Genomic DNA, 21,739 nt, shown 5'->3' on the forward strand with positions numbered 1-21,739 from the left:
ATATTGCATAGATATAATACTATCTTAATATATTAATATGAAAAACAATTTAAATTCTAACATTAAACGCGTGCTTTAATCATTAACAATAGTAACTATTCATACTAACAATCAATAGTAAATTTTAATAGCAATTAACAATACTAACCATCAATCTTTGTACTTACTAATTGCTATCAAATAAATTATTTAAATGTATTTAAAAATGAATTTTTAGATATTAAGTCCATAAAAAGGTAGATTTAAACATTACTAAGTCTCTAGTACACTTAATAAGTATTAAAAAGAACCATTAACAACCAATAAATAAAGCATTTTCTAAGATAGGTGGGTTGTTATAAATTAATTTCTCATCAATATTTGATTCAGATGTCATCTTTAATGTATTAGAAAGCTGAGTACGCAAGACAGATAAAGAACTATTCACATTAGCGTCATTAACTTCTGTTAAATAAGCCACATCCTGTACCTCTAATAGTTGTGGATGGTCTTTAACTAGACCTGCAACCCATGCAACATGTGCTTTAAGATTCGAAGGAGCTGCTAAAATCTGCGAGGCCAATTGACTAAAATCTTCATGTGAGTTCGATCCTTCAGATTGAATGTCTTCATCAATTGCAAGGGTAACTTGCCCGCCTGTCATGGCTAAATAAACTTCTGCTAATATCTCAGAGTCTAATAAAGCCCCGTGGAAAGTACGATCCATTTTACCCACATTTAGACGGCGTACTAAAGCGTCGAGGGTGTTTTTTTGGCCAGGGTATTGTTGTTTGGCCATGACTAATGAATCCGTCACTTTAATCACATCTGTAAAGTCGTCTAAACCTACTTTAGCGAACTCCATTGATAAAAAGCTAATATCAAACGGCGCGTTATGAGCGATAACTTCTGCACCATACATAAATTCATATAACTTATGAGCGACTTTATCAAAGGTTGGTTTATCCGCTAAGAATGCTTCAGAAATGCCATGAATTCTGATGGCATCTTCATCCATACCGCGCTGAGGATTAATATAAACATGAAGTTTTTCACCCGTGAACTTACGGCCAATTAACTCGACAATACCGACTTCAATAATACGATCACCTTTGAGCGCATCAAGCCCCGTTGTTTCAGTATCCATGATAAGTTGCCGACCGGATTGACCACGGTTTATAGGTTCGGGTAATAATGGCTTGAACCCAGGGTTTGCTCGACTTGTATCGCCGTCAAATTCAATATTAGTTGGTTCTTCAGCTGACTTTACTTGTAGGGTAGTTTGTACCGATTTAACCTGTTGTATTGGTTGTATATGTTCAGGTTCAGAGACTAAAGTCATGTCATCAGCATTCATTTGATCTGCTATATTTGTGTCTGCTAACTCATCGAAACCTAGCGGATCTCCTGAGATCCAATCTTCACTTTCAGACCCACTACTTTGAACATGGCCTTGGATGGGTTTTTGATTGGAGATGTCATTTTGCGAATTAGTCATAGTATTAAAAGAACTTGTAGAATGATTAGTAATAGAGGTGTTGGTAGAGGGTAGGGCAGAGTCTGAATTATTTAGTTTTTTTTGGTTGTTTTGTGAATCAGTAAGGGTAGAGACAGAGGCATCGATATTCGATTCTGAAGAAGCTGAAATACCCCGATTGGCCAGCTCATCAGCTTTTTCATTACCTTCATGTCCCGCATGACCTTTTACCCAGTGCCAACTGACGTCACGATTACGCTGTAATTCATCGAGTCGCTGCCAAAGCTCTTTGTTTTTAACAGGTTTATTACCAGACGTTTTCCAGCCTTTATTTTTCCAACCTTTAATCCATGAGGTTATTCCATTTTTTACATAGCTTGAGTCAGTCCATATTTCCAGTAGTTGATTATTAGGACTTTTTTCAAGAGCCTTAATGGCACCCATTAACTCCATTTGATTGTTGGTTGTATGGGATTCACCACCATAATGCTCTTCGACTCGGCCATCACTAAATACCAGATAGGCGCCCCACCCACCAGGACCAGGATTGCCTTTACATGCGCCATCAGTGAAAGCGATAGTGGTATTAGGTTTAGGATTTAGAACGGACATAAGAGCTCACTAGCGATAAATGAATTAGTACAGGATATTAAAAGACGATTTAGTAACGTTCATTATATCAAAGATACAGCTTATAAAAATGGTTAAACATTCAAATAACAATAAGATCGATTTGCTATAATAATGTATTTATTATCAACGACACGCTCTAATATAATAACGGCATCTATGATCCGAAATCCTTATATAATTAATAACTATGTTCTATTAAATTTATATATACGGCAGATCGAGAGAGATATCAATCATAGCGTCTTATCATCAATGACTTATAAAACATAATAGGAATCTATATTGAATATCTATAATAAATTGATATCTACTATAGTTGTTATCAGCTTAATTGCATTAAATACAAGTTGCAGTGAACCTGAAAATAATAGCATGGTGTTTTCTGGCTGCTACTCAACACTAAAGCCAAATGGACCTGCGCAAATTAAGGTCAATGTGAACAGTGATGATGTGACGATGCAAATGAGAGCATCGATATCCGCTACTGGAAGAGTTTGGGATGATCCGGCATCTTTAGACCTAATACCGATCAATGATGCTGAAAAGTATTTTGATATCGATCCTAATAATGTAACCAGTATGGTCGGGCGCTCTGATAGATTCTTTGTATTAGGTCATGTTACAGATTCTTATGCAAATATTAATCCACTATTAGACAGCCAGTATTTGATATATATTCTTAATGCTTCCAACACCGTTTTTAAAGTCGATTGTGATAAAATTCAACCAGAAAAAGGTTCTCATAGTTCTATACATTCAAAATCCTCAATTCATAATAAGAGCTACATTCATGACAGCAATATTAGTATTGAGCCTGCTCAAAATACTGAACCACAATAACATTTAGGATATTTATCTATGGAGTTTCTTGGTTATCTAATTATGGGTGGTTTGGCATATGGTGCTGGGTGGGGCGTTAGGACTCATATACTCGACAAAAACCCAAAGCCTGAAAAACCTTATGGACTAAAGCATCCTCTGATAATACGCTACATGCTAATATTCTTTATTTTTATGTTAATTGTATCCGCCTTATTAGGACGATTTGTGTTGGATCATGCTCATTTAGACATACCTTTTATTGTTATTAACAGTTTGGTAGCAACCTTTGTGTTTTCTTTTGGGGTAAGTCCGGATAATGTGACTTATGATGTACCGGATTAAACTGTCTACGATTCTTAACGTATTTATCCTAATTATTTCAATTTAATGTTTTTTAAACTATTTATATTAAAGTTATCTATCATTTAAAATGCACAAATCTAATTTGAATCTCCTTCATCTTTAACCCACTACATTATTTTTGGGTTGATTTTCACTACCAGTATCTTATTAAACCGTTTTTTTTATAATTTTTTTTCGTACTTGTTATACCTGTACATATATTTTCAAATAAAATAGGGCCAAATACAGGCCCTATTTATCTCGTGGTTTAGATAACTATTTATACAGCTATCTTAATAAATATATAACGATTATTCTGCAGGTAAAACAACGTACCCATCAGCTGTAGAACTAGGTTCATAAGGCGTGATGTCATTAGCTTGCGGTGTGATTATTTCGACATCGGCAACAACCGCTTCAGCTTGTCTATCTCCATCTAAGTCTACAGGCGCAGCTTCGCTATACGTGAACAACGTTGCAGGTTGAGCGGATTCAATAACATCTGCTTCTTCGGCTGAGATTAGCTTAGGTGCGCTCGCAGCTTTGACAGCATCTATTGCTTTTTGCTCATCAGTTTGGGTGTTCAAAATATTTATTAGATTTGTATTTTGTGGCGTTGGTATTGCTTTAGGCTCACCTAAATTAGCACCGCCACCAAGCACTTGATATAACTCAATCTGATTAAACAATCGTTCCTGCTCTAAACTTAAAATAGAGAGCTGCGTTGAGAACAAAGAACGCTGCGCATCTAGAACACTCAAATAGTCATCTACTTGTGCAATATAACGCGCTTCAGAGATATTAAAGATTTCATTATAGTTCTCTTGTTGACGGTATTGAGACGCTGTTCTTGCATCTAATGTGGCTCTGTCTGCCAGAACATCACTCACCTCTTTAAATGCAGTTTCAATGGTGGACTCATACTCAGCGAGCGCTTGTTGTCTTTCAACTTGGGCAACATCATAGTTTGCATCACGTTGACCAGCGTCAAAAATTGGCAGATTAATTGAAGGTCCAAATGACCAGCTCGCTGCGCTACTCTTAAATAAGTCTGATAAATCCCCACTAGAATAGCCTAAATTTCCAGTCAAACTTATAGTGGGGTAATAGGCAGCTCGGGCAACATTAATATTAGCACCTGCAGCTTTCAAACGGTATTCAGCCTGTAACACATCTGGTCTATAAAGCAGTAAGTCGCTTGGTAGGCCTGCACTCATAATGGTATCAGTAGCAATCTTGCTTACTGCTGGATCGGGTAATAGATCGTCAGATAATGGCGCACCTATCAAGTATTTAAGGGCATTTTTAGCTTTTAGTACACCGCTTTGAGCATCCAATGCTGCTATACGAGCAGTTTCAGCTGAAGCCGCCGCTTGTAGAGAAGGAGCTTTGGAATCGATACCGGCGTTGAGACGTGCACGAGTGATACGTAGAGACTCTTCACGACTTTGTAACGTTTTGGTGGCGAGCTCTAATTGCTTTAATTGATAGCTTAAAGATACATAACTTTTGGCAATATTCGCTATTAAACTTGTCTGTACGGTATCTTTAGCGGCACTCGTCGCTAAATAATTTTGTAAGGCTTGTTCCTTTAAACTTGAGATCTTACCCCAAAAATCTAGCTCGTAGCTTGCTAATCCTAAGCCTACATTATATGAATCGCTTGGATTACGGTCGCGTATATTGTTTGCACCACGTGAATATCCGCCTTCTAATCCTACAGTAGGTAAGTCTGAACTATCAGAAATACGATATTGAGCCTGAGCTTTTTGTATGGCCAGTATGGCTTGCTTAATGTCTTTATTGTTTTCAAGACCAAGCGCAATCAATTGTTTTAATTTTGGGTCAGTATAAAAAGTTTGCCAGCGTACACTGGCTAAACTTGAAGGCACTTGGCGATTTCCATAAACTTCATATCCCTCACCTGGGTTTAAGGGAATATTCGGACGCGCAACGGCCGTATCGGTATTCATAGTAGGGATAGTTTGACACGCGTTTAGCGCAATCACTATAGCTGAAAGACCGAATATACGTGACACTTTTTTGGGCATTGATATTGTACTTGTATTCACAGTTCGACCTATTAGATTAGTTTTTATATTTGGAAATGTCATCATTGTGTATTATCTCCAAAATTAGCAGATTCGGGTGATACGACCACCTTAGTATCATATTTCGTAGCCTCATTGTGGCGTTTGTCACCTTCACTATTGCTACCATTACCACTGTTGCTACTGTTGCTATTAGAGCTGTCACCACTATTGTTATCAATATCTTTATTTTTAATTTTAAATATAGAGCGTACCCAAACGTAGAACATTGGAATAAAAAAGATACCAAGTAACGTTGCGGTTATTACACCACCAAGAACACTAGTACCAATAGCATTTTGGCTACCCGACCCTGGACCACTTGCAATAAATAACGGTACAACACCAAGTCCAAATGCTAATGACGTCATAATAATTGGACGTAGACGTTGACGTGCAGCAATCATAACAGCATCTTTTAGAGAGTTACCAGCTTCTTGGTGCTCTTTGGCAAACTCAATGATAAGAATAGCGTTTTTAGCAGACAGACCTACAACGGTTAATAAACCGACCTGAAGGTATATGTCGTTATCAAAGCCTTTAAACCACGTTAATAATACGGCACCCAGCACCCCTAATGGTACCACTAATAGTACAGAAAAGGGGATTGACCAGCTTTCATACAACGCAGCCAAACATAAGAACACAACAAGAATTGATAGAGCATATAGCATAGGTGCTTGTGCGCCCGACTTCTGTTCTTCTAAAGACAAACCTGTCCATTCAAAACTCACGCCTTCGGGCAACTGATCGACCATTTGCTCCATGGCAGACATCGCTTCACCAGTACTTAGTCCAGGAGCAGCTTCACCCTGGATATTCATGGAAGGGAAGCTATTGTATCGTGTTAGACGGGGAGAGGCATAGCGCCATTCACTGTTAGAAAACGCATCAAATGATATCATCTGACCAGTATTATTACGCACAAACCATTTTTGGATATCACTGGGGTTAGTGCGGCTTTCTGGCTCGCCTTGCACAAATACTCGCTTAATACGGCCTCTATCTATATAGTCGTTCACATAAGTAGAACCCCATGCAATAGATATTACGCTATTGATCGCTGGCATAGGCAGACCGTACGCAGCTGCTTGCTCTTGATCAATATTGACCTTCAGCTGAGGCGCATCTTCTTGTCCATTAGGACGAACATTTTTAACTTGATCGCTTTGAGAGGCCATACCTAATAACTGGTTGCGCGCTTGAAGCAACTGATCGTGACCTATGTTTTCAACATCTTGAATCATTAAATCAAAACCACTCGCATTTCCAAGCTCCGTAATAGCAGGTGGTACAATTGCATAGACTTGAGCTTCGTTAAGTTGGGTGAAGAAATACCCCATGGCTCTTTGTGCAACCGCTTGGGCAGTGTTTTCTTCCCCAACACGACCTTCCCAATCAGATAGACGTATAAAGGCAAGTCCCATGTTCTGACCTTGACCTGCAAAACTAAACCCTGCTACGGTAAATACTGAATTAACATTATTTTCTTCTTGAGAATGATAATAATCATTTACTTTATCCAGTACATCTTGCGTTTGATCAAGGGTTGATCCAGCTGGCAACTGAACCAAAGTAATCATAATGCCCTGATCTTCTTCGGGCAAAAACGACCCAGGTATTCTTAAAAACACCACGGTCATAACCGCAATAATGGCAGCATAAGCAATAACATAAAGCCATTTTAAGTTGATGCTCTTACCTATAATACGTTCATACGAGCGACTGGTTTTATCAAATACACGGTTGAACCAACCAAAAAAGCCTTTCTTACCTTTTTCTTTATCGCGTTCACGTTTAAGTAAAGTCACGCATAATGCTGGAGTAAAAATTAACGCTACCACTGCAGACAGTACCATACTGGTAATTAAGGTAATAGAAAATTGACGGTAAATAACACCTGTAGACCCACCAAAGAATGCCATAGGTACGAAGACTGCAGCTAGTATAAGTGCGATGCCAATAACGACTTTACTAATCTCGCCCATAGACTGAATAGTGGCATCTTTGACAGAGATATTTTCGTCTTCTTCTAAGATACGTTCGACGTTTTCTACAACAACAATAGCATCATCAACAAGCAAACCAATGGACAATACCATGGCAAACATGGTTAAGACGTTAATACTGAAACCGGCAACATATAGGACAGCAAATGTCCCTAAAAGAACGACAGGAACAGCAAGGGTGGGAATAATCGTCGCACGAAAGTTCTGTAAAAACAGGAACATGACTAAGAATACTAAAATAATAGCTTCGATTAAGGTCTTGACTACTTGTTCAATAGAAAGTTTAACAAAGGGGGTTGTATCATAGGGTACGACTGTTTTTAGACCTGCTGGAAAATTCTGTTCCAGCTCCGCCATGCGTTCTTCAACAAGTTGTCGAGTGTCTAGAGCATTAGAGCCGGGTGCTAATGAGATGCCAAAACCAGAGGCATCATAGCCATTATAACGTGAGATAACACCATAGTTCTCACTACCCACTTCAACTTTTGCAACATCGCCTAGACGTACTTGTGCGCCAGTATTATCAGTTTTTAATAAAATATTTTCAAACTCTTCTGGTGATTGCAAATAGCTTTGCACACTGACCGTGGCGTTGATTACCTGATTGTCAGTGTCAGCGGGTGCTTGACCTAATTGACCGGCAGAAACTTGAGTGTTTTGTGATTGAATTGCCTGGACTATATCGCTAGGCACAAGGTTATACCCACGAAGGCGGGCAGGGTCTAGCCAAACACGCATCGCATAAGACGAACCGAAAAGCTGGACATCTCCAACCCCTTCAACGCGGCTTATTTGATCCACGATATTTGAAGCAACATAATCAGCAATGTCAACATTGTCCATTGAGCCATCTTCTGATACGAAGCCCTGAACCATTAAAAACCCACTAGATGACTTAGTGACATTAACGCCTTGTCGCTGAACTATTTCAGGAAGGGCGCTCATGGCAGACTGCAACTTGTTTTGTACCTGAACCTGAGCAGTATCTGGATTTGTGCCATTTTCAAAAGTTAGAGTTACCGAACCCGTACCACTTGAAGAGCTTGAGGATGACATATACATCAAGCCATCCAAACCTTTCATCTGCTGCTCAATAATTTGAACAACTGAATCTTCTACAATTTCAGCGTTGGCACCGGGATAGACTGCATTAACACTAATGGTAGGCGGTGCAATTCGTGGGTATTGTTCAATCGGTAAATTGATAACCGATATAACGCCCAACAGCATGATTAATATTGCAATAACCCATGCAAAAATAGGGCGGTGAATAAAAAATCGTGACATGATAATTTCCTAGTATGCCTATTCTTGAATTATTGCGCAGTTTGAGCTTGTTCTTGATTAGCAGGACTTTGTACAGCCTGCTCCTCGGACCCTGACTGTTGAGGTGATGCTTGTTGAGGAGATGCCTGTTGTGGAGCTGACTGTTGAGACTCATTCTGCTGAGAAGGCGGGGCATAAGGCCCTTTAGATGCTGCTTGTGGAGCGGATCTGTTAAGTTGGTTAGGCGCTGGAAGCGGTTTAACAACTACCTCTTGATCAGGCTGCACTTTAGAGCCACCTATCGCCACAATTTTTTCGCCAGCATTCAATCCATCAGTGACAACCCAGTCCCCTTTATAAGTTCCATTAACCTCAACATCTCGTACTTGTATCTTATTTTCGTTATCAACTATATAGACTTGAGTCTCACCTTTAGGGGTACGTATCAGAGCGCCTTGGGGTAAGAGAACAGCATTATTAATCAATCCTTGAATTATTTTAGCTTTTACGTACATACCGGGTAGTAATATATAGTTATCATTTTTGAATATAGCTCTTAATGTTACAGCGCCGCTATCTTCATCAACCTTAGCTTCAGCCAAAGATAATTGACCGCGCACCGGATACGTACTGCCATCTTCAAGTATAAGCTCTACGGTGCTGCTACCTGAATCAAGCTTACCTGAAGCTTGTTGTTGTTTAAGTTTTAACAAGTCTGAAGAGGATTGGCTAATATCGACATAAATAGGATTTAGTTTAGATATTGTTACTAAAGGCTCGGCTTGGTTAGCATTCACTAAAGCACCGACCGTAACATTTGAACGGTCTGTTTTACCGCTAATAGGTGCGCGCACGATGGTACGGTTTAAATCTAATTGACTGCCTGATAATTGAGCTCTAGCAGTCTCAACAGCAGCTTGTGAGCTTGCAATATTTGCTTTAGCTTGTTCAACAGCTGCTTGTGAGCTAGCAAAAGCAGCTTGCGCAGTTTTAAAATTGGTTATCGCTTGCTCAAACTGCTGTTGTGAAATAGCTTTCATTCCAACCAAAGGCTCTAATCTTTGAACATCAGAACGCGCTTGTTCCAGCAGTGCCTTTTGAGACTCTAAATTAGCCAGCGCATTATTGTAACTGGCCCTCGCTGTATTGACATTAGCCATAGCTTGTTGAACAGCTGCTTGCGCCGCAGCTTGACCAGCTTGATAGTTATCGACGCTTAACCGATATAAAGGCTGATTTTTATTGACCATACTTCCTTCACGATACAATATCTCATCGACGACGCCTGTTGCTTGTGGACGAACATCAGCTTGTTGATAAGCGTGTGTTCTACCAGAAAACTCTTTTATTAAAGGGACTGTTTGAAACTGCGCATTAATTACGTTGACAGTAGCAGGAGGCATTTGTTGTTGAGCGGCAGCCGCTGAAGCTTCATCTTCCTTTTTATCACAACCTTGCAACAAAATGCTGGATACAGCCAAGCTTAAAGCTAAAAAAAGGGGAGAGTGATTCATTTAATAAACCTTAATAATTGGGTCAACACAAGCAGTTAAATAAGTAGGGATATTTGATAATTTAGCTTGTAGAAAAGATATATTTATTATCACCTATTTAGCAGTTAAAAATCAGTGATAGGGATTTTTTTAATCGTTTCGAAATTGTAATATTTTGCACGAGGTTCTAATTGATTGGTTGTGAAATCTTCATGTAAACACGCTGTAAAATATGATTTAGTTGATTAAGCTTAAATCGATGCTTAATAGACGTATATCCAATATGCCAATTTACTATAAGTAATTTTTTTTATAAGTAATTTTGTTTAAAGCGAATAATTTAAACTAATCGATTGGTCGCTAATTGTGTGAGCTGCCATAACCCTAAACGGTATTGATTGTCAGGCAAAGCTGTTAACGCCTGTTGTGCCAGACGCGTCTCTTCTAAAGCGCGCTTACGGCAGTATTCTAAAGCCCCAGAGTCTTTTACCAAACTAATTAGTTTTTGAGGATCTCCAACCTTACCTGTCTGAACTGCGATACGAAGTAGGTTATAATTATCTTCATCGCTATCTTTTAATATTTTGAGTGCCACAATGGTAGGTAAAGTAGGCTTGCCTTCAGCCAAATCGTCGCCAAGGTTTTTTCCCATAACCTCACTATCACCGCTATAATCAAGGACATCATCTATAATCTGGAATGCGTTACCAAAGTGCTGACCAAAATCACTAAAAGGTTTTATAAATTCTTTTTTATTTTGCAAAATAGCAACACCACAAGTAGCCATCATGAATAAACGAGATGTTTTACCATCTATGATACGCATGTAATCCTCTTCTGTTGCTTCCGGATTATGCTGATGTTGAAGCTGTAAAACTTCACCTTCTGCAATATCACACGTTCCATCTGAAAATAATTTAAGCAAGGGTAAACTTTCAAAACCTACCAGTAGATTAAATGCACGTGCTATAAGATAATCACCCACTAATACAGCCGTTGGGTTATCCCATGTTGCATTCGCAGTAGGACGACCTCGTCTTAAGCCCGATTCATCAATAACGTCATCGTGAACGAGTGTGGCTGTATGTAGCATTTCAGTAATAGCAGCCAAATGCATAGTGTCTCTGGATTGCTCATCTTGACATAGACGTGAACATAACAAGGTAATAAGGGGCCGCATTCGCTTGCCACCAGCATTAATTACATGTTGCGACACGCTCATAACAAGCTTAACTTTGGAGTTTAAACTGCCAAATACTTGTTTATCCATAATATCGAAATCTTCTGCAACGATGTTTTGAATATCAGCGTATTCGATATGAGTGGTGGCGTTATTTTTAATTAAATCATTCAGTTCTGTAGAAGTTTTAGAGGTCATATTTCGAGTCATCTCATATTTCGAGTCATCTATAGTAGAATTGCGATTTTAGTATAAAGATGAAAATTATTACGTTGATAAATCGTTTAAATAGCAAATAGCATCTAATATTCTAAACCAAATATGGTAGCTGTATAAAAAATTTATATCACCAAACCTAAATTAGGTTTTTGAATTATTCTAGCATAGGTTTATTTTATAGACAGGGCTTGCAATTACATCAATAAATGCGTAAAATTCCGTCTTCATATTTAACGTAAAGCTTCTATACATAGCGAGTTTAAATTGTTGTGATTTCTTCGTAGTTATTAGCCTAATTAATTTGGGTGTCATTTATCAAACACCTGTCTTAATTTATTAAGTTTAAATTACCCTCTTGAATTTACAAAGCCTTGAATTCGCTTAATCTTGAATTTTAATTGTATAGAAAATTTTCCTGTAACTTTCCCTGTAGTGATCGTCGTTCAAGCGATACGCTGAAGCGTTATTTGAGCTTTATTTGAGCAGATAATAACCACGTCACACGGGTTAAATGGAGTCATAAGATGTACGCAGTTATTAAAAGTGGTGGTAAGCAGCATCGTGTAAATGTTGATGAACTACTAAAAGTTGAGCTTCTTAAAGCTGAAGAAGGCGAGACCATTAAAATCGAAGATGTATTAATGGTTGTAGATGGCGATGATTATAAGATCGGTCAGCCAGTTGTTGAAGGTGCTAGCGTTGAAGCTGAAGTAGTAGAGCACGGCCGTGGTAAGAAAATCCGTATCGTTAAGCATAAGCGCCGTAAGCATTATCATAAAGAGCAAGGCCACCGTCAGTGGTATACGCTTCTTAAAATCAAAGCGATTAATGTTTAATAGCTAAATAGTTCTTTTCAAATATTAAGAGAGTTGATTTACATTTATCAATTTACAGTTATTGATTAATAGCCTATTATTCATCGTCTTAATACTTAAAGTTTTTATATATTAGTCTCAATAAGGAGATTTCTCATGGCACATAAAAAAGCCGCAGGTTCAACTCGTAACGGTCGTGACTCTAACCCTAAAATGCTTGGTGTAAAAGTATTTGGTGGTCAAGATGTTGTTGCTGGAAACATTATCGTTCGTCAACGTGGTACTGAATTTCATGCCGGCGAAGGCGTAGGTATGGGTCGTGACCATACTTTATTCGCACTAACTGATGGTGTTGTTAAGTTTGACACTAAAGGTAAATTCAACCGTCGTTATGTTTCTATCCAAGAAGCTTAAACAACGGTCAAATCAAATTCAAGATATTTATATTAATAAATAACTTAAATTATGATTTTGATGTATATGTTGATATATAGATACCAAAACCCTGATATTGTCTATCAGGGTTTTTTTATATGCTTATTTAATACTTAAACAAGGTTGGCAGCTATATATTAGTCGCGAACATGCAATAGATTTAAGATAATATCTAATCAAAATTAAACTGCGTTACATAACAGAAGTTATTTTTGCAATTATCATCTAGTCACGTAAGAAAAGAACTGGCAAACTAGCGTTCAAGTTATCAATTCAATTGACTGATATTAATTAACTATAGGTAAATAATATGCAAATAAATATCAACCAAAATAATAAAATGAAACCACTACTGAAGAAATTAATGGGCACTGCGCTATCTGGCGCTTTGATTTTTGGTATGCCAGTTATGACCATGTCTCAAGCAGCACAAGCTACTACAGCCGCTGACAACTTAACAGCCGCTAAACGGTTGAATGCATTACTCAAGAATACAAGAAGTATGACCGCTAATTTCACTCAAACCACTAAGGGTGAAGGTGGTGGTAGAAGCGGGCTAACTGCAAAAAATGGTACTTTTTCAGGCAAAGTAAGTTTGAAACGTCCAAATAACTTTCGCTGGAATATAACGTCACCATTTGAACAGTTAATCGTCACTAATGGTAATGATCTATGGGTATATGACAAAGACTTAGAGCAAGTGACGCGTCAAAACGCAAGTCAACAGCTAGGCAATACGCCAGCCTTACTTTTATCAGGTGAACCTTCAAAGATTTCACAGAACTTTAAAATAACTCAGCCTAATAAAAATAAGAACTATTATGTCTTATATCCAAAATCTAACGCAAGTAATTTTAAGAGTTTAGCGGTTAGTTTCAATGGCGGTAAGCCGGTGATGATGGTATTGAATGATTCGTTAGGACAAGTTACTTCTATTAATTTTAACAATGTTAGGTTAAATACTAGCATCCCTAGTAGCCAATTTAGCTTTACACCGCCAGCTGGTGTAGATGTAATAAACCAATAGTATAGATAGCTTAATAGTCGTATTATTATTTAATATAATATTTCTTAATATAAAATTAACCCAAGCTTAAAGCTTGGGTTTTTTAGTATATAATATTAATTAATAAATACTTATGAATAGTTTGATTAATAATCATTTTTTTGAATGATAAGAGATGGTATCAATTAACTTTATTTAAAACGAGAAAACTATGATAGCTACCCTCAAAGTTAATAGTTCTAAACGCGCCGAGCAGGAGCGAACTAAAGAAACCAAAAGTAAGATACTTACCGTAGCTATTGAAGAGTTTTCATCTTCTTGTTATGACGGTGTCTCCGCGCGTTCGATAGCTGCTAAGGCTGATGTTAATCATACGTTAATTACGCATCACTTCGGCAGAAAATTGGACCTATGGAAAGCATCGGCTGAGGTTATTTTTGATACTTACATATCGGAATCTGATAAACGGCGTAAGCAGATAAGCGATGTGGATGAACGTATACTCATTCGTGAACTTATTCAACATTATATAGAGTTTAGTGCTCACTATCCGTACTTCTATCGATTTATGATTCAAGCCAATCAAGGAAATCCTGACCGCATAAATTGGTTTACAGACAATTATATTGGCCCAAATGCCCGATCGGAATTAAATCTGCTTAAACTCGCTCAAAAATATGGACTTATGCCTAAAGGTGACAGTATTCATATACGCTATATCTTTATTGGAGCCGTCAATTCTATCTTTATTTATGCACCTCAATTCTACCGTATATCTGGTAAAGACCCTTACTGCGATAAAGTAATAGAGCAGCATATTGATTATGTGATGTCGATATTCGGAACAAAGAATATCAATTAATTTTATTTACCCTTCGCATCTGCCCATATGATTTTATGCAGCTGCAATTGTAACCTTACAGGCAGTGCATCTTCGAGTATCCATTCTGCTAATTCACGTGCTAAATTGGGTACTTTTACAGTCTGTTCTATATTCTCATCTATATTAAACATAGGTGAAAACCATACGGTTCCTACCAATTTATCAAGTTCATATTCTTTAAGCTTTTGTTCGGACCATTCATAATCACTGCGATTCATAATCACAAATTTTAATTGATCATGGTCAGTCAAATGTTCAAGATTTGACCAAAGGTTTTTATCGACTTCGCCGCTACTAGGTGTCTTTATATCCATAACTTTACTAACAGCTTTTGGTACATCCGCAACAGATAGGGCGCCAGCGGTCTCTAATGATATTTCATAACCGTCTTCAAGCAGTCTCTTAATTAGAGCTATACAATTAGGCTGCGCTAGAGGTTCTCCGCCAGTAACACAGACACGTTTACAAGGATATTGGGCAATCTCATGTATGATTGTATCAAGTGATAGTCGCTCTCCACCTACAAAAGAGTAGGTTGTGTCACAATACACACAGCGTAAAGGACACCCTGTTAATCTAACAAAGATTGTGGGTAACCCTGATGTTAATGCTTCTCCTTGAAGCGAATAAAAAATCTCAGTCATGCGTAAACCAGCTTCAGGGTCAGTAACCGGAATACTGGGGCTACGTAGTGGTTTATTTTGAGTCATAATAATTTGCTCTAAATGAATAAAGGTGCTTAGAAGCATTCTAAGCACCTTATTAAATCGTCTGATAGTTTTGTATTAACAAAAGTAAAGCTAATTATGGGTTAGACTGAATTAAAGTCTAAGCTAATCGTAATAATTCGTTGATGCTGGTTTTTGAACGGGTTTGTGCATCAACTTTCTTAACAATTACCGCGCAATATAGGCTATGTGAACCATCTTTGGCAGGAAGACTACCAGACACGACCACTGAACCAGCGGGTACACGGCCATAGTGTATTTCTCCAGTTTCACGATCATAAATCTTAGTTGATTGACCAATATAAACGCCCATAGAAATAACTGAGCCTTCTTCAACAATGACACCTTCAACAATTTCAGAACGCGCTCCAATAAAGCAGTTGTCCTCAATAATCGTAGGGTTAGCTTGCAAAGGCTCTAATACGCCACCAATACCAACACCGCCTGATAAGTGAACATTCTTACCAATTTGCGCGCACGAGCCTACTGTCGCCCAAGTATCAACCATTGTACCTTCATCAACATATGCACCAATATTGGTATAGCTTGGCATTAGTACCACACCTTTAGCAATGAATGATCCACGGCGCGCTACTGCAGGGGGTACGACTCGGACGCCAGCTGCTACAAACTGCTGCTCAGTCCAATTTGAAAATTTAGTCGGTACTTTGTCATAAAATTGTAGATGCTCACAGCTTGGCATCGGATAGTTATCATTCATACGAAAAGATAATAAGACAGCTTTTTTAGCCCACTGATTTACGGACCACTCGCCATCTTTCTTTTCAGCAACGCGAAGAGACCCGTTATCAAGTTGTTCTAAAACGGTATTTACGGCATCTTTTACATCTTGAGGCATAGAACTAGGGCTAAATTCAGCACGTTTTTCGAAAGCTTGTTCAATGATTTGTTCTAATGACATAATATTATCCATTTATTCAATTTATACCAACTCATAAAAATAATCTGTCTTTATCAAACTCGCTGAACCTACTACTTATAGCGTTCGCACTCGTTCTCATTGATATAATAATTTTTAGATTTAGTATATGTTATTTAAAGATTATAAAAGCGTGCAATATTCTAGTAATTTGACGTAGAGTATTGTCGCTAATTTCATCAAAATTAGCAACTTATTCGAGTGGACTATATTTGATACTAGGAGTTAGGAGTTAGTATTTATCCAGTTAGATAAGTCTGCATAGACAGTTTCATATTCCTTTTCATGCAAAGGTTCATGACGCATTAGAGGATATAGTATTTGATCTATATTTTTGAAATCTTGCTTTTCTAAGCTTGACGTCACTTTTCTTATTCCTTTACCCATGTTGCCAACGGGGTCATTTTCACCGCTAATAAACAGCATAGGGAAGTCATGCTCTATAGTAGAAGCCCAGTTTTTAGATAAGCCTGTCTCCATAAGTTCAAATAATGTGTAAAACCCATTATTTGTAAAATCAAAACCACAAAGGGGATCTTTTATATAGGCTTCTATAGCTTCTGGATTTTTACATAACCAAGCATATTCAGAATCCATTTTCTTATCGGTGAGTTTGGCATTCAATATCTTATTCATGATATTTGAGAAGGCGGCATTATGACGTTTAGGTTGAAACTTGTTTAAAACCTTACTTAAAGGCCTTAACGCATTTAATAAAGGATCATAGTCACTACTACCCATTAATATGGCACCTGCAAAATCGTGACTATGAACTTGTAGAACATTACGCACAATGAAAGAGCCCATTGAATGACCCATTATAAAATGTGGGGTCTTTGGATAGTGGCGTTTCAAAACGTTCGCCATGATAATAGTGTCTTTAAGAAGAGTTTGGGCGGGATGCGCCTGCGTAAAATAACCTAAGTCATCACTATTTCTAATACTACGCCCATGGCCTAATATATCGTAGGTTAAAACCGCAATGCCTATATTTGATAAATACTCAGCAAAATCGGTATATCTACCCCCATGCTCCATCATCCCATGAACTATTAATAAAGTTGCTTTTGTATCGCCGCTTGGTTTAAATAAGGTGTGATGCAGCGTGTGTATTTTATCAGATGAGAATATAGACTTAGCCATAGAAATCCTTTAAAGAGTATTTTTTAAATATAATTGATTATGAGAATCTTATGTTTAAACCTAAATAAATTCAATGAGCGTATTATAAAATATGGTAGCAATTAAATAGTCATAAAGCTGTACATAACAATATATCAATAGTTCAAGTCATATTTTATAAGCAAATAATTATATGTTGAACCCTATTTTAGATATAGACAGTTATATACGGCTATGCATTAAACAGTCACATAAAAGTAAGAAGAATTAACAAAATTCTATAAGTTATTAGTATTTTATGTTATAAATATTATGGTTATCTAAATTGTAACCATATTTATTGATCTAAATATAGATCATTATCAACTTAATACTAACAGCACTTAATTCTTAAGCCTACTTTTAATTTTTATAGGGATATAAATATGACAGCTTTGTCTACACTCCATACCGCAATTAACTCGCATAAAATAGGGTTAGCTTCGCTGATTTTATTAACAACTATGGGCTTAACCGCTTGTTCTGATAATAGTACTGATGCAGTAACTGAAGGTGATACGCCTGAAGAAACGGTTAAAGGCACTGACACTGAAAGTGGGACTGAAACGGTGGCAACTGATAAGCTTGAGACCAAATTTGCAACACTAGCGACAGGCGGTGCTTCAGGTCCTTATAATATTATAGGCACCTCACTAACCGAAGCTTTTAATCAAACCTATGGCGTAAACTCCAAGACTCAGACCACAGGCGCATCAGTGGAAAACATGAATCTTATCAATCAAGGTAAGGTCGAAATGGCATTTGCCATGAGCGATGTAGTAAACGATGCTGTTAAAGGCCAGAATAACTTTACTGCACCCATTACTAAGGTGCAGCAAATCGCAGCTTTATATCCTAACTATGTTCAAATCGTAACCTCGAAAGATTCAGGCATTACCAACTTTGAAGACTTACGTGGCAAGCGCATTGCAGTTGGAGCTCAGAACTCAGGAGTTGAAGTTAATGCACGCAACTTGCTTAAAGGCTTTGGCATGAGCTATGAGGATGTTAAAGTAGATTATTTGGGTTATGCTGAAGCAGCAGACGCTCTAAAATCTGGCAAATTAGACGCAGCGTTTTTAACCAGTGGTTTACCCAACTCTTCATTAATGGAACTAGAGCAAGGTTTTGATCTACAATTGGTTAGTATTGATCCTGCTAAAGTGAACGAAATCGCTCAAGATCAAACTTATTTTACGACTAAAGAAATTCCTGCCGGCACTTACGGTAATGAGACAGCCATACCCACTGCCGCGATTATGAATGCGTTTGTTGTTAGCTCAGATTTGTCAGAAGATGATGTGTATAAGCTCACAAAAACGTTTTTTGATAGTCAAGATAAGCTTAAAACGGCACACCAAGCAGCGGCTGGCATTAGTCTAGAAACTGCGCAACAAGGATTGGTCGCGCCGATTCATCCAGGTGCTAAGCGCTATTATGATGAGCAAAATGCTAAATAGATAGCTATGGCAATCGGCAATTAGCAATCGTTTATCGAGAAAGTTAATCTTAATGATATTAAATAACCGCGATCAGCACTGGCAACACCACCATGCTGGTCGCTTTTTATTTGTAAAGACTTTAATAATAAGCCTATTAGCTTTTGGCTTGCTAATTTATTTGGTTAGTTACTGGTTTTTGATACCTCATAGCGTTGTAACGGTGAGTTTTAACAATTATCAGTGCCTACTTGAAGATGATTTTGAAATCAAATGGATGCACTCGGTTGAAAAACAGTGGTGGATTGAGAGTTATAAAAAGCAGGGTGATCAGCTCCTATTAACAGATACCTATTTTGAAACCTTTGGTGCGGGTACACCATCTACCGGGACAATAGGTAGGCCAGACGGTAAATACCCTCAATATACCCATTATTCAATCAATACGACATTGCCATATTTGAACTGGATGATATCAAGCAATATTAAAGCGCAAATAATACTTAACCACAATAATGACACCTTCGACAGTTTACCTATTTATAAATGGGTAGACGGTTATACCAACATTTATATAGCAATACGGAAGCTCAACCTATGGAATCTAAGACGACAGGAATCTTGTTATGAGTACATCCCGCCCAAGTAGCGGAGGCATAAATAATCCCGCAACATCTAGTATACCCACCAGCGCTATTCCAGCACCAGGAGCAGCTATTCCACCCTATGATGAGCTGCCTAATGTTGATGATATTGATGAAGATGCACCTACCGCAGAGCAGCAGCAGAAAATACTAGAGAAGTTCGATCGCGAGTCGATTACAAGGCATCTTAAAAATAAAAAGGTAAGTTGGTTGATTGCGGCGATAGCGATCTTATACGCAATTTTTCATTTATACATTACTTTTAACCCCATGCCTGCTTTGTTACAGCGTGCTATACACGTAGGCGTTGGTTTCGGGCTTATCTTCCTGATTTATCCTGCTACTAAAAAAGCATCACGTTTAAAGGTGGCTTTCTATGACTGGATTTGGTTCTTGATGTCCTTGTCAGGTGTTGTGTATTTAATGATGGAGTATCAAAACATTGTTACGATTCGCGGCGGCATACCCAATACATTAGACATTATATTTTCTATAATTACCGTACTTTGTGTATTGGAAGGTACAAGACGTATCACTGGGTTTATATTGCCATTATTTGCATTGGTATTTTTAGCATATCCATTTTTTAGTCATCTCGACTTTATGCCGGATAGATTACTGACCAGACCGTATGATATGGGTGATATTTTTGGGCAGCTTTATCTTAAAACTGAAGGATTATACTCTACAGCCATTGGGGCGTCGGTAACGTTTATCTTCCTATTCATTCTTTTTGGCGCATTTTTATCACGTTCAGGTATGGGGCAACTTTTTAACGATTTAGCGCTTGCGTTAGCTGGGCACAAACAAGGTGGGCCTGCAAAAGTTGCGGTGATTTCCAGTGGCTTTATGGGAAGTATCAACGGTGCTGCGGTTGCTAATGTCGTGGGTACGGGTGCGTTCACTATTCCTTTAATGAAAAAGGTGGGTTACCACAAAAATTTTGCTGGTGCAGTGGAGGCAAGCGCCTCTGTAGGCGGGCAGGTACTACCTCCTATTATGGGTGCCAGTGCTTTTATTATGGCCGAAACCACAGGCGTTAAATACAGTACCATTGCTTTGGCGGCTTTATTACCAGCTGTGCTTTATTACTTAGGAGTGATTGCACAAGTTCATTTTAGAGCCGGAAGACGCGACCTAAAAGGTATTGCTAAAGATAGCCTGCCACAGTTAAAAGAAGTGATGCGCGCGCGCGGGCATATGCTATTGCCTATCATCTTTTTGGTAACGTTATTAGCCAAATCGGTACCAGTTGGTTTTGCTGCGGCTTACACCATCGGGTTTACGGTTTTAATCAGTATGATTAAAAAAGAAACGCGCATGAGCTTCACGGATGTACTTGGCGCTTTAGAAGACGGAACGCGTCAATCGCTGGCGGTAATGGCAGCGTGTGCGGTGGTCGGTATTATCATTGGTGTGGTGAGTTTGACCAGTTTTGGTACAGTAATGACTTCATCAATAGTGACCCTAGGGGCCGGCTCGTTATTGCTAACCCTTATATTAACAATGCTGGCTTCAATGGTACTTGGTATGGGATTACCTTCTATTCCAGCCTATATCATCACTGCGACTATGGCAGCACCGGCACTGGCTGGTTTTGATATTCCTATTCTATCAGCACATATGTTTGTGTTTTATTTTGGTATATTTGCCAATATAACCCCACCTGTTTGTTTAGCAGCCTTTGCTGGAGCAGGGATAGCTGGTGGTGACCCGATGAAAACTGGTTTTCAATCTCTAAGATTAGCTTTGGCTGGGTTTATCGTGCCGTTTATGTTTATTTATAATCCAACCATGTTGATGATTGATCCAGTAGGATTGGCAGTAACCGCTAAAGAATTCCCTTTGCCACCTATATTAGACATTATTACTGTGGTATTCACTTCAGTAACTGGTGTAATAGGGCTAAGTGCTGCGGTTGAAGGCTATTTTAAAGGTCCAATGAATGCTGTCACTCGTATTATATTAGGAGTGGGCGCCTTGTTGCTTATTTATCCTGAGCTGATGACCGATGTGGTAGGTGGAATAATTGTACTAGGTATAGTGGTTTTAAATATCACTGCCAATAAATCAAATAAAAAACCGGTACAAGTTTCTACACTATAAAGCTAAACTATAAAGCTAAATTCTGTGTTGAATCTAAATAGGTTCTATTTTAATAACAAGTTAATCGTTTTA

17 protein-coding genes are annotated in these 21,739 nt (G+C 38.2%); 9 read left to right on the forward strand and 8 right to left on the reverse strand.

Translation table 11 applies throughout. From position 1 onward, the window contains the following. Positions 1–292: 292 nt before the first annotated feature. The gene (gene dnaQ / locus AC21OH_RS02685) at positions 293–2,068 is read right to left on the reverse strand and encodes a DNA polymerase III subunit epsilon (protein WP_487371402.1); all 1,776 of its coding nucleotides are present in this window, start codon (positions 2,066–2,068) and stop codon (positions 293–295) included. A gap of 303 nt (positions 2,069–2,371) precedes the next feature. Between dnaQ and AC21OH_RS02690 the strand changes: the two genes are divergently transcribed. Together AC21OH_RS02690 and AC21OH_RS02695 are read left to right on the forward strand one after the other, a co-directional pair. Next, on the forward strand, positions 2,372–2,929 hold the full coding sequence (locus AC21OH_RS02690) for a hypothetical protein (protein WP_487371401.1): 558 nt from the start codon (positions 2,372–2,374) through the stop codon (positions 2,927–2,929). Between the two features lie 18 nt (positions 2,930–2,947). Then, positions 2,948–3,253 (forward strand): hypothetical protein, encoded by a 306-nt coding sequence (locus AC21OH_RS02695; RefSeq protein ID WP_486535390.1) that lies wholly within the window; start codon positions 2,948–2,950, stop codon positions 3,251–3,253. 311 nt (positions 3,254–3,564) lie between these two features. Here AC21OH_RS02695 and AC21OH_RS02700 read toward each other — a convergent pair whose 3' ends face one another. From AC21OH_RS02700 to AC21OH_RS02715, 4 genes are all read right to left on the reverse strand, one after another. Next, positions 3,565–5,325 carry an efflux transporter outer membrane subunit gene (locus tag AC21OH_RS02700; RefSeq protein ID WP_487371400.1) on the reverse strand — a complete coding sequence of 587 codons (1,761 nt, stop codon included), beginning with the start codon at positions 5,323–5,325 and terminating at the stop codon, positions 3,565–3,567. A 41-nt stretch (positions 5,326–5,366) separates the two neighbouring features. Beyond that, a complete protein-coding gene (locus AC21OH_RS02705; protein WP_487371399.1) occupies positions 5,367–8,639 on the reverse strand; it encodes an efflux RND transporter permease subunit in 3,273 nt (1,090 codons plus the stop codon). Between the two features lie 29 nt (positions 8,640–8,668). Then, a complete protein-coding gene (locus AC21OH_RS02710) occupies positions 8,669–10,132 on the reverse strand; it encodes an efflux RND transporter periplasmic adaptor subunit (protein ID WP_487371398.1) in 1,464 nt (487 codons plus the stop codon). Positions 10,133–10,451: 319 nt separating this feature from the next. Then, on the reverse strand, positions 10,452–11,381 hold the full coding sequence (locus AC21OH_RS02715; RefSeq protein ID WP_486535425.1) for a polyprenyl synthetase family protein: 930 nt from the start codon (positions 11,379–11,381) through the stop codon (positions 10,452–10,454). A 653-nt stretch (positions 11,382–12,034) separates the two neighbouring features. Here AC21OH_RS02715 and rplU point away from each other — a divergent pair. From rplU to AC21OH_RS02735, 4 genes are all read left to right on the forward strand, one after another. Then, positions 12,035–12,346 carry a 50S ribosomal protein L21 gene (rplU, locus tag AC21OH_RS02720; protein WP_486535386.1) on the forward strand — a complete coding sequence of 104 codons (312 nt, stop codon included), beginning with the start codon at positions 12,035–12,037 and terminating at the stop codon, positions 12,344–12,346. A 135-nt stretch (positions 12,347–12,481) separates the two neighbouring features. After that, positions 12,482–12,739 (forward strand): 50S ribosomal protein L27, encoded by a 258-nt coding sequence (gene rpmA, locus AC21OH_RS02725; RefSeq protein ID WP_486535385.1) that lies wholly within the window; start codon positions 12,482–12,484, stop codon positions 12,737–12,739. A gap of 331 nt (positions 12,740–13,070) precedes the next feature. After that, positions 13,071–13,787, forward strand: a complete 717-nt coding sequence (gene lolA, locus AC21OH_RS02730) for an outer membrane lipoprotein periplasmic chaperone LolA (protein ID WP_487371397.1) — start codon at positions 13,071–13,073, stop codon at positions 13,785–13,787. A gap of 190 nt (positions 13,788–13,977) precedes the next feature. Next, the gene (locus tag AC21OH_RS02735; RefSeq protein WP_487371654.1) at positions 13,978–14,628 is read left to right on the forward strand and encodes a TetR/AcrR family transcriptional regulator; all 651 of its coding nucleotides are present in this window, start codon (positions 13,978–13,980) and stop codon (positions 14,626–14,628) included. 2 nt (positions 14,629–14,630) lie between these two features. Here AC21OH_RS02735 and queE read toward each other — a convergent pair whose 3' ends face one another. The 3 genes from queE to AC21OH_RS02750 form a co-directional block, all read right to left on the reverse strand. Next, positions 14,631–15,359 (reverse strand): 7-carboxy-7-deazaguanine synthase QueE, encoded by a 729-nt coding sequence (gene queE / locus AC21OH_RS02740; RefSeq protein ID WP_487371656.1) that lies wholly within the window; start codon positions 15,357–15,359, stop codon positions 14,631–14,633. A gap of 118 nt (positions 15,360–15,477) precedes the next feature. Then, on the reverse strand, positions 15,478–16,299 hold the full coding sequence (dapD, locus tag AC21OH_RS02745; protein ID WP_486535380.1) for a 2,3,4,5-tetrahydropyridine-2,6-dicarboxylate N-succinyltransferase: 822 nt from the start codon (positions 16,297–16,299) through the stop codon (positions 15,478–15,480). Between the two features lie 243 nt (positions 16,300–16,542). Then, entirely contained in the window at positions 16,543–17,460 is a 918-nt protein-coding gene (locus AC21OH_RS02750) for an alpha/beta fold hydrolase (protein ID WP_487371655.1), read from the reverse strand. Between the two features lie 404 nt (positions 17,461–17,864). Between AC21OH_RS02750 and AC21OH_RS02755 the strand changes: the two genes are divergently transcribed. The 3 genes from AC21OH_RS02755 to AC21OH_RS02765 are packed head-to-tail and all read left to right on the forward strand — an operon-like array spanning position 17,865 to position 21,667. Beyond that, positions 17,865–18,938, forward strand: coding sequence for a TAXI family TRAP transporter solute-binding subunit (locus tag AC21OH_RS02755; RefSeq protein ID WP_487370339.1), 1,074 nt, complete (start codon positions 17,865–17,867; stop codon positions 18,936–18,938). A gap of 52 nt (positions 18,939–18,990) precedes the next feature. Continuing rightward, the gene (locus AC21OH_RS02760; RefSeq protein ID WP_487370338.1) at positions 18,991–19,566 is read left to right on the forward strand and encodes a DUF1850 domain-containing protein; all 576 of its coding nucleotides are present in this window, start codon (positions 18,991–18,993) and stop codon (positions 19,564–19,566) included. Then, positions 19,544–21,667 carry a TRAP transporter permease gene (locus AC21OH_RS02765; protein ID WP_487370337.1) on the forward strand — a complete coding sequence of 708 codons (2,124 nt, stop codon included), beginning with the start codon at positions 19,544–19,546 and terminating at the stop codon, positions 21,665–21,667. The genes AC21OH_RS02760 and AC21OH_RS02765 overlap by 23 nt, the downstream gene beginning before the upstream one ends. The last annotated feature ends 72 nt before the right edge of the window (positions 21,668–21,739 follow it).

The sequence above is a fragment of the Psychrobacter sp. CX10 genome (assembly GCF_057621575.2).

Excerpts from the sequence above, each read along its gene's own strand:
- dnaQ (WP_487371402.1), bottom strand. The coding sequence starts at position 2,068 with ATGTCCGTTCTAAATCCTAAACCTAATACCACTATCGCTTTCACTGAT.
- AC21OH_RS02695 (WP_486535390.1), top strand. The coding sequence starts at position 2,948 with ATGGAGTTTCTTGGTTATCTAATTATGGGTGGTTTGGCATATGGTGCT.
- AC21OH_RS02705 (WP_487371399.1), bottom strand. The coding sequence starts at position 8,639 with ATGTCACGATTTTTTATTCACCGCCCTATTTTTGCATGGGTTATTGCA.
- AC21OH_RS02710 (WP_487371398.1), bottom strand. The coding sequence starts at position 10,132 with ATGAATCACTCTCCCCTTTTTTTAGCTTTAAGCTTGGCTGTATCCAGC.
- AC21OH_RS02715 (WP_486535425.1), bottom strand. The coding sequence starts at position 11,381 with ATGGATAAACAAGTATTTGGCAGTTTAAACTCCAAAGTTAAGCTTGTT.
- rplU (WP_486535386.1), top strand. The coding sequence starts at position 12,035 with ATGTACGCAGTTATTAAAAGTGGTGGTAAGCAGCATCGTGTAAATGTT.
- rpmA (WP_486535385.1), top strand. The coding sequence starts at position 12,482 with ATGGCACATAAAAAAGCCGCAGGTTCAACTCGTAACGGTCGTGACTCT.
- lolA (WP_487371397.1), top strand. The coding sequence starts at position 13,071 with ATGCAAATAAATATCAACCAAAATAATAAAATGAAACCACTACTGAAG.
- AC21OH_RS02735 (WP_487371654.1), top strand. The coding sequence starts at position 13,978 with ATGATAGCTACCCTCAAAGTTAATAGTTCTAAACGCGCCGAGCAGGAG.
- queE (WP_487371656.1), bottom strand. The coding sequence starts at position 15,359 with ATGACTCAAAATAAACCACTACGTAGCCCCAGTATTCCGGTTACTGAC.
- dapD (WP_486535380.1), bottom strand. The coding sequence starts at position 16,299 with ATGTCATTAGAACAAATCATTGAACAAGCTTTCGAAAAACGTGCTGAA.
- AC21OH_RS02750 (WP_487371655.1), bottom strand. The coding sequence starts at position 17,460 with ATGGCTAAGTCTATATTCTCATCTGATAAAATACACACGCTGCATCAC.
- AC21OH_RS02755 (WP_487370339.1), top strand. The coding sequence starts at position 17,865 with ATGACAGCTTTGTCTACACTCCATACCGCAATTAACTCGCATAAAATA.
- AC21OH_RS02760 (WP_487370338.1), top strand. The coding sequence starts at position 18,991 with ATGATATTAAATAACCGCGATCAGCACTGGCAACACCACCATGCTGGT.
- AC21OH_RS02765 (WP_487370337.1), top strand. The coding sequence starts at position 19,544 with ATGAGTACATCCCGCCCAAGTAGCGGAGGCATAAATAATCCCGCAACA.